The following is a 7,030-nucleotide window of genomic DNA, read 5'->3' on the forward strand; positions in this document are numbered from 1 at the left end:
TCGTCGGCCAGCAGGGCGACGATGGCGGCCACGTCCTCGCGCCGCGCCCGGCGCATTACGATGCCCATTCCGCCTGCTCCCTGCGCGTCCACGCCGACGCCTTAGCACGCGCCGGCTTTCCTTTGTGGGCCGGGCGACAGGGGGCTATGCCTAGGCGATGAACGCCGACCTCTATCCCGCCGCCCGCGACCTCCTGGCGAAGCTGGTCAGCTTCGACACCACCTCGCGAGGCTCCAATCTCGCGCTGGTCGAATGGGTGGAGGGCTATCTCGACGGCCTTGGCGTGCCGCACCGGCGCGTGCCCAACGAGGACGGCGACAAGTCGAACCTTCTGGCCACCATCGGGCCCGCCGTCGCCGGCGGCGCGGTGCTGTCGGGCCATACCGACGTGGTTCCGGTGGACGGCCAGCCGTGGACCAGCAACCCCTTCGAACTGACCCAGAAGGGCGAGCGCCTCTACGGCCGCGGGACCTGCGACATGAAGGGCTTCCTGGCCCTGGCCCTCGCCGCCGCGCCGGAACTCGCCAAGACCGCCCGAAGGCCCGTCCACCTGGCCTTTTCCTACGACGAGGAGATCGGCTGCCTCGGCGCGCCCAGCATGATCGAGGTCATCCGCCGAGAGCTCCCGGCCCCGGCCGTCGTCGTGGTCGGCGAGCCCACCAACATGGAGGCGGTGAACGGCCACAAGGGCATCGCCACCTTCCACGTCACCGTCACCGGCCGCGAGTGCCACTCCAGCCAGCCGCACCTGGGCGTCTCGGCGGTGATGGAGGCGGTGAAGCTGATGGGCTCGCTCAACGCCCTGTCCGCGCGCCTGTGGGACGAGGCCGATCCCAATTCGCCGTTCACGCCCAAGGGCCCGACCCTGACCATCGGCGAGGTCCATGGCGGCACCGCCCACAACATCATCGCCCGCGAATGCCGCTTCGTCTTCGACCTGCGCACCCCCGGTCCGCGGACGCCGGAAGAGATCGTCGCCCCGTTCCTGGCCGAATGCGCGGCGATGGACGCGGCGCTCAAGGCGCGCGCGCCCGAGGCGGGTGTCGTGGTCGAGCTGAAGACCAACGTCCCGCCCTTCATGCCCGAAGCCGAGGGCGCGGCCGAGGTCTTCGCCCGCCGCATGGCCGGCGACAACGGCCCCCCGCGCGTCGTCGCCTTCGCCGCCGAGGCCGGCCAGTTCCAGCAGGCGGGCTTCTCCACCGTCATCTGCGGCCCGGGCTCCATCGACCAGGCCCACCAGCCCGACGAGTTCGTCGAGATCGCCCAACTCCAACGCGGCGCCCAGTTCATGCGCCGCCTGATCGAGTGGGCCGCGGAGGGGTAGGGGCTGGGTGCGGGGGAGGCCCCCCCTTCGGGACCTCCCCCAGAGGGGGAGGATCCGATGCGGTGTAGCTGCTCCCCCTTTGGGGGAGCTCGCGAAGCGAGAGGGGGTTACCGCGCCGACGTTCGCAGCGGCCGGATCACCGGGCGGCGTCGCGACAGGTCGCGCGGGCTCCAGGTCATCGCGCCCGCGATCTGCCCCAGCGATGCGCGACGAAGCTTCTGGACCGCCGCCCGCGTGCGGAAGATCTTCGGTGCTCCGGCAAACGCCGCGCTCACCGCCTTCAGGATCAGCCGGATGTGCGGCCGGTTGTCCTTCTTCAGGTAGATCAGCACCAGGGCCATCAGGTGCAGCGGTACGACCAGCGGCAGCAGCAGGGCCGGGGTGTTCTTGAACAGCACCCAGAAGCGGTTGCGCGTGCCGTGGAAGACCGCGAACTCCGACTTGCGCCCGCCCGACGAGGCGGACCCCACGTGATGGATGGCGGCGTCCGGGACCAGCAACGTCGGCTGGTCCGCAAGCTGCAGCCGGTAGCCCAGGTCCACGTCCTCGCCGTAGCAGAAGAAGTCCTCGTCGAAGCCGCCCAGGTCCAGGAACAGCGCCCGGTCGATCATCATCGCCGCGCCGCAGGGGCTGAACACCTCGCCCTCGCGCGCCTCGCCCCGGTCCGGATTGAGATAGCCGCCGCGGTAGGGGATGCCCGTGATGCTCATCACGTCGCCCAGCCCGTCCAGCAGGCCCGGCTCGCCCTCCACCATCTGGCGCGAGGTGAAGGACGCGACCTTGGGATACCGCGCGGCCGCCGCGACCAGCTTCTCCAGCCAGTCCGGCTCGGCATAGGCGTCGGGATTCAGGAGCACGTACCAGCGGCCCCGACCCTCGCGGGCGCCCTGGTTGCCGGCGCCGGTGAAACCGAGGTTCCGATCGTTCCGGATCAGGCGCACCCAGGGGAACTCCGCCGCGATCGCCGCGTCGCCCGGATCGGGCGAATCGTTGTCGATCACCAACGCCTCGAAATCGCGAAACGTCTGGGCGCCCAGGCGCTCCAGGCAGGTGCGCAGGGTCGGCCCCGAGTTGTAGGCGATCACGCAGACGGTCACTGCTGGGTGTTCGGCCTTGTCATCGCCTCGTTGCTGCGCCATGCGACAGCCACACCCCGCACTGTTTGGATCACCGATGACGATCACGCCGCTCGCCATTCCCGATGTCCTGCTTATCACGCCGAAGCGTCATGGCGATGCGCGGGGATGGTTCTCCGAGACCTGGAGCCAGAAGGCGCTGGCCGGCAGCGCGGCCGATACGACGTTCGTCCAGGACAACCAGGCCTACAGCTCGCGCAAGGGCATCATCCGCGGCCTGCACTTCCAGAAGGGCGCCACCTCCCAGGGCAAGCTCATCCGCGCCCTGACCGGCGCCATCTTCGACGTGGTGGTCGACCTGCGGCAGGGCTCGCCCACCTACGGCCAGACCGTGAGCGCCGAGTTGACGGCGGACGGCGGTGAGCAGCTCTGGGTGCCGCGCGGCTTTGCCCACGGCTACTGCACGCTCACGGAGGAGTGCGAGATCTTCTACAAGGTCGACAACCTCTACGCCCCGACCGAGGAAGGCGGCGTGATCTGGAACGACCCCGACCTCGGCATCGAATGGCCGCTGGACGGCGAACCGCTGCTTTCCGAGAAAGACACGAAACTCCCGCGCCTGAAGGACCTCGGATCGCTCGGCTTCTAGACCTCTAGTAGCTCAGCTTCGGATACCAGTCGGGCCTGCGCCCCGCCGGTGTCATGTCCAGCACCGTCCACAGCGGCGACAGGTCGGGGGCCCCGCGCGGGTCCTGGCCCGGATCGGCCTGATCGCCCCCCATCTCGCCGCTGTAGAAGTGGCGGACCACGTCGCCCGACTTCGTGAAGACGTTGAAGCCCGGCATGTCGCTGCCGTCGGGCGCGATGGCGTGGAAATCGCGGCTGAACGCGTCGTCCAGGTCGGCATACATCGGCAGGTGGCGCCAGCCACGCTCCACCTTCGCCGCGATCTGCCGCGCGATCGGCGCCCGGCCCACCACGGCCAGCGCCACGTTCTGGCGGATGTCGGGCGCGACGCCGTCCCAGGCGTTCAGCAGGTTCGTGCACATCGGGCACGGCCGCTCCCGCTGCGGCCCGAACATCCAGCTATAGAGGACCAGGGTGTCCCTATCGCCGAACATATCGGCCAGGCTCGCGGCCCCGTTCTCGCCCATGAAGCGGTAGTCCGCCGTCACCTCGCCGCCGGGGGGCAGCGCCCGCCGCTGGGCCGCCACCCGCTCCAGATGGCGGCGCAGCTCGATCTCCTCGGCCAACAGGGCGTTGCGGGCCGCGCGGTATTCGGCGCTCTCGTTCGGGAATCGGGTGGTGTTGCGCGCGGCGAGTTCGGCCGCGGGGGCGAGGGTGGGGGCGTCCGGCATCGTGATCTCCCATCTGAGGCTTCAATCGGCCGCGGCCGTCCAAGGTTTCCTCAGGCCGACCATTCCTCGAGGACGTCGGGATCGCTCTCCGCCCGACAATTCCGACGCAGGGCGTCGAACGCTTGCGGCGCCAGCAGCCGCGACAGCGCCCACACGGCCGCGCCCCGCACCAGCGGCGAGGGGTCGTCCAGCAGCCGCTCGGCTTCCGCCGCCAGCAAGGCGTCGCCCGAATTGCCGATGGCGTACAGCACGTTGCGCAGGAACCGCTCGCGGCCGATCCGCTTCACGGGGCTCTTCGAGAACAGCGCGCGGAAGGCCGCGTCGTCCAGCCGGGAGAGCTCGGCCAGCGAAGGCGCGACCAGCGCCTCGCGCGCCGCCAGCTTCAGCTCGCGGCCGGCGTGGGCGAACTTGTTCCAGGGGCAGACCGCCAGGCAGTCGTCGCAGCCATAGATCCGGTTGCCCAGCAAGGGCCGGAAGTCCCGCGGTATCGGCCCCTTGAGCTCGATGGTCAGGTACGAGATGCAGCGCCGCGCATCGAGCTGGTAGGGCGCCGGGAAGGCATTCGTCGGGCAGACGTCGAGGCAGGCCTGGCATGTGCCGCAGCCGCCGGCGTCGCGCGCGTCGGGCGCCAGCTCCAGCGTGGTCAGGATCGACCCCAGGAAGAGCCACGAGCCGAACTCGCGGCTGACGAGGTTGGTGTGCTTGCCCTGCCAGCCCAGGCCCGCACGCTCGGCCAGCGGCTTCTCCAACAGCGGAGCGGTGTCGACGAACACCTTCAGCTCCCCGCCGAACCGGCCCTGCATCCAGCGGCCCAGCGCCTTCAGCCGGCTCTTGATCAGGTCGTGGTAGTCGTCCCCTTGCGCATAGACGCTGATGGCGGCGCGGTCGCGGCGCGCAAGGATCTCCAGCGGATCGCGGTCCGGCCCGTAGTTGACGCCCAGCACGATGGCGGAGCGCGCGTCGGCCCACATGGCGCGCGGCTGGCGGCGGCGCTCGACGGTCTCGGCCATCCAGCCCATCTCGCCGTGCCGGCCCGCGGCGACGAACGCGTCCAGCCGTCCCGCGGCGGGCCAGGCCTCGTCGATGTCGGTGAAGCGGCAGACGTCGAAGCCGAGCGCCCCAGCCTCATCTCTTATGACGGCTTCGGCTCGGATCGGCTCGGTCGGGTCAGAAGTCGAGGTCGTCATAGTGGCCGGCGGGGTGCAGCCCCGGCCAGCGGTCCTGCAGGAGCGGCCGGAACGCGGGCCGCGACTTCATCTTCATGTACCACGTCTTGACCGCCGGGAACTCGCGCCACGGCATGTCTCCGAAGTAGTCGATCACCGAGAAATGGGCCGCGGCCGCGAAATCGGCCAGCGACATCCGCCGTCCGGCGAGCCACTCTCGCGCCTGCAGAAGCTGGTCCAGCATGTAGAGGTGGTTCTTCAGCCCCTCCTTGCCGGTGCGCAGGTTGGCCAGCTCGGGCGCGCCCAGGCCCAGCAGGCGCTTCTCGATCTTTTCGTGCAGAATGTAGCCCGACGCCTCGAACTCGAACTTGCGCTCGAACCAGGTGATCAGCCGCCGCGCTTCGGCGCGCTCGGCCGGATCGCCCGGCGCGAACAGCGGCGGGTCGGGGTAGGTCTCCTCCAGGTGGTCGAGGATCGCGCGGGGTTCGCACAGCACCAGCGGCGGCTTGCCCGCCTCGGCCTCGACCAACACCGGGACCATGCCCGAGGGGTTCATCTTGGTCAGTTCGCGCGGGCGCTCCCAGTACCGCACCGACACATCCGTGAACGGCAGCCTCTTCTCGCCCAGCGCCAGGCGCACCTGGCGCGAGGCCGGGTCGAGCGGGAAGTGGTGCAGGGTGCGTTCGACGGTCATCGGAGCATGTACGGGAAGGGGCGCGGCTCATACGCGAATCGTTGGAACGCCAACAGACGCCTCGCGGCTTAACGGGTCGTTTACTGCGTTGACGTGGCTGTGGATTCAGCGAACGCGCCCCCATGCGGTTCCGCCCGCCCGCGCGGATCGGCGTGGATGATGATGTCCGCGGCGGGGAAGGCCGTGAGGATCCGCTTCTCGGCCGCGACGATCGCCTGGTGCGCCGTCTCCAGCGTAAGGTCGGGGTCCAGGTCGACGTGCATCTGGATATGGACATAGGGCCCGGACATGCGGGTCCGCAGCTGGTGGACGTCGGTCATGCGGGAGTCCTCGGAGACCAGCCGCACGATCTCGGCGCGCGCGTCGTCGGGCAGTTCGCGATCCATGAGCTGGCTCGCCGCCTCGCGGAACACGCTGATCGCGCCCCAGAGCAACAGGGCGGCGACCGCGAGCGCGGCGGCCGCGTCGAAGCCGTTGACGCCCAGCCAGGCCGACGCGCCGATGCCGACGAGGGCGATCATGTTCGAGGCGAGGTCGGTGGCGTAGTGCGCCCGGTCGCCCGACACGGCCACCGAACTGGTCTGCCGCAGCACCCGCGTCTGCGCGGCGATCAACAGGGCCGTCAGCGCCGTGGACACCACCATCACCGCCACGGCCCAGCCTTCCTGCCGCAGCGGATGGGGCGCGGTGAAATCGCCGACGGCCTCGCGGGCGATCAGCGCCGCCGAGGCGAAGACGAGGCCCGCCTGCATGAGGCTGGCGAAGGCCTCGGCCTTGCCATGGCCGAACCGGTGCTCGGCGTCCGGCGGCTCGGCGGCGTAGCGGACGGCGAAGGCGGTGCCGAGCGAGGCGATCAGGTCGAGGCCTGAGTCCGCCATCGACGCCAGCATAGCCGTCGAGCCCGAGGCCAGCCACGCCGCCAGCTTGATCGCCACCAGCACGGCCGCCGTCCCCACGGACAGCAAGGTGACCCGCCGCGTCAGCGCGGAGGTCTCGGCGGCGGTCAGGCGAGCGTTGGTGGCCATGGCCGACACATAACGCTCCCTCCCCCTAATGGGGAGGGTGGCGAGCGCAGCGAGACGGGTGGGGAAGTGTGGTTCACGCTCAGCGCCCCGTCGTGACTTCCCCACCCGTCTGCTTGCTTCGCTCGCAGCCACCCTCCCCATGACCGGAGGGAAAGGCGCCTACGCCGCCTTCTTCGGCATTGGCCCCACGTACAGGCTGGCGGGGCGGATCAGCCGTCCGCCGGCCAGTTGTTCCCGCGCATGCGCCAGCCAACCGGCCACCCGGCCCATGGCGAAGACGCAGGTGAAGGCGCTGGGCGGGAAGTCCAGGGCCTCCAGCAGCAGCGCCGTGTAGAACTCGACGTTGGTCTCCAGCGACCGGTTCGGCTTGTGCTCGCGCAGGATGGC

The 7,030-nt window shown here is 70.2% G+C and carries 8 protein-coding genes; 2 read left to right on the forward strand and 6 right to left on the reverse strand.

Annotated features, from left to right (window positions below; genetic code table 11):
* Positions 1-157: 157 nt before the first annotated feature.
* On the forward strand, positions 158-1,324 hold the full coding sequence (gene argE, locus Q0L11_RS10100; protein ID WP_296597047.1) for an acetylornithine deacetylase: 1,167 nt from the start codon (positions 158-160) through the stop codon (positions 1,322-1,324).
* Positions 1,325-1,431: 107 nt separating this feature from the next.
* On the opposite strand, the gene Q0L11_RS10105 is transcribed toward argE, so the two are convergent.
* Positions 1,432-2,463, reverse strand: coding sequence for a glycosyltransferase family 2 protein (locus Q0L11_RS10105; protein WP_296597048.1), 1,032 nt, complete (start codon positions 2,461-2,463; stop codon positions 1,432-1,434).
* A gap of 34 nt (positions 2,464-2,497) precedes the next feature.
* Between Q0L11_RS10105 and rfbC the strand changes: the two genes are divergently transcribed.
* Positions 2,498-3,049: a dTDP-4-dehydrorhamnose 3,5-epimerase gene (rfbC, locus tag Q0L11_RS10110; protein ID WP_296597049.1), complete on the forward strand. Its 552-nt coding sequence runs from the start codon at positions 2,498-2,500 to the stop codon at positions 3,047-3,049.
* Between the two features lie 4 nt (positions 3,050-3,053).
* Here rfbC and Q0L11_RS10115 read toward each other — a convergent pair whose 3' ends face one another.
* From Q0L11_RS10115 to Q0L11_RS10135, 5 genes are all read right to left on the reverse strand, one after another.
* Complete coding sequence (locus Q0L11_RS10115) at positions 3,054-3,758, reverse strand: DUF899 family protein (protein ID WP_296597051.1); 705 nt, start codon at positions 3,756-3,758, stop codon at positions 3,054-3,056.
* 50 nt (positions 3,759-3,808) lie between these two features.
* Positions 3,809-4,945 (reverse strand): tRNA epoxyqueuosine(34) reductase QueG, encoded by a 1,137-nt coding sequence (queG, locus tag Q0L11_RS10120; protein WP_296597052.1) that lies wholly within the window; start codon positions 4,943-4,945, stop codon positions 3,809-3,811.
* The gene (locus Q0L11_RS10125) at positions 4,926-5,618 is read right to left on the reverse strand and encodes a glutathione S-transferase family protein (RefSeq protein WP_296597053.1); all 693 of its coding nucleotides are present in this window, start codon (positions 5,616-5,618) and stop codon (positions 4,926-4,928) included. Before Q0L11_RS10125 ends, queG begins: the two co-directional genes overlap by 20 nt.
* 80 nt (positions 5,619-5,698) lie before the next feature.
* Positions 5,699-6,643, reverse strand: coding sequence for a cation diffusion facilitator family transporter (locus tag Q0L11_RS10130; RefSeq protein WP_296597054.1), 945 nt, complete (start codon positions 6,641-6,643; stop codon positions 5,699-5,701).
* A gap of 159 nt (positions 6,644-6,802) precedes the next feature.
* Positions 6,803-7,030 (reverse strand): citrate/2-methylcitrate synthase (locus tag Q0L11_RS10135; RefSeq protein ID WP_296597056.1); only part of this gene is annotated, 228 nt, incomplete at its 5' end.

Source organism: Phenylobacterium sp. (assembly GCF_024508875.1).
Taxonomy (GTDB): Bacteria; Pseudomonadota; Alphaproteobacteria; order Caulobacterales; family Caulobacteraceae; genus Phenylobacterium.

Excerpts from the sequence above, each read along its gene's own strand:
- argE (WP_296597047.1), top strand. The coding sequence starts at position 158 with ATGAACGCCGACCTCTATCCCGCCGCCCGCGACCTCCTGGCGAAGCTG.
- Q0L11_RS10105 (WP_296597048.1), bottom strand. The coding sequence starts at position 2,463 with ATGGCGCAGCAACGAGGCGATGACAAGGCCGAACACCCAGCAGTGACC.
- rfbC (WP_296597049.1), top strand. The coding sequence starts at position 2,498 with ATGACGATCACGCCGCTCGCCATTCCCGATGTCCTGCTTATCACGCCG.
- Q0L11_RS10115 (WP_296597051.1), bottom strand. The coding sequence starts at position 3,758 with ATGCCGGACGCCCCCACCCTCGCCCCCGCGGCCGAACTCGCCGCGCGC.
- queG (WP_296597052.1), bottom strand. The coding sequence starts at position 4,945 with ATGACGACCTCGACTTCTGACCCGACCGAGCCGATCCGAGCCGAAGCC.
- Q0L11_RS10125 (WP_296597053.1), bottom strand. The coding sequence starts at position 5,618 with ATGACCGTCGAACGCACCCTGCACCACTTCCCGCTCGACCCGGCCTCG.
- Q0L11_RS10130 (WP_296597054.1), bottom strand. The coding sequence starts at position 6,643 with ATGGCCACCAACGCTCGCCTGACCGCCGCCGAGACCTCCGCGCTGACG.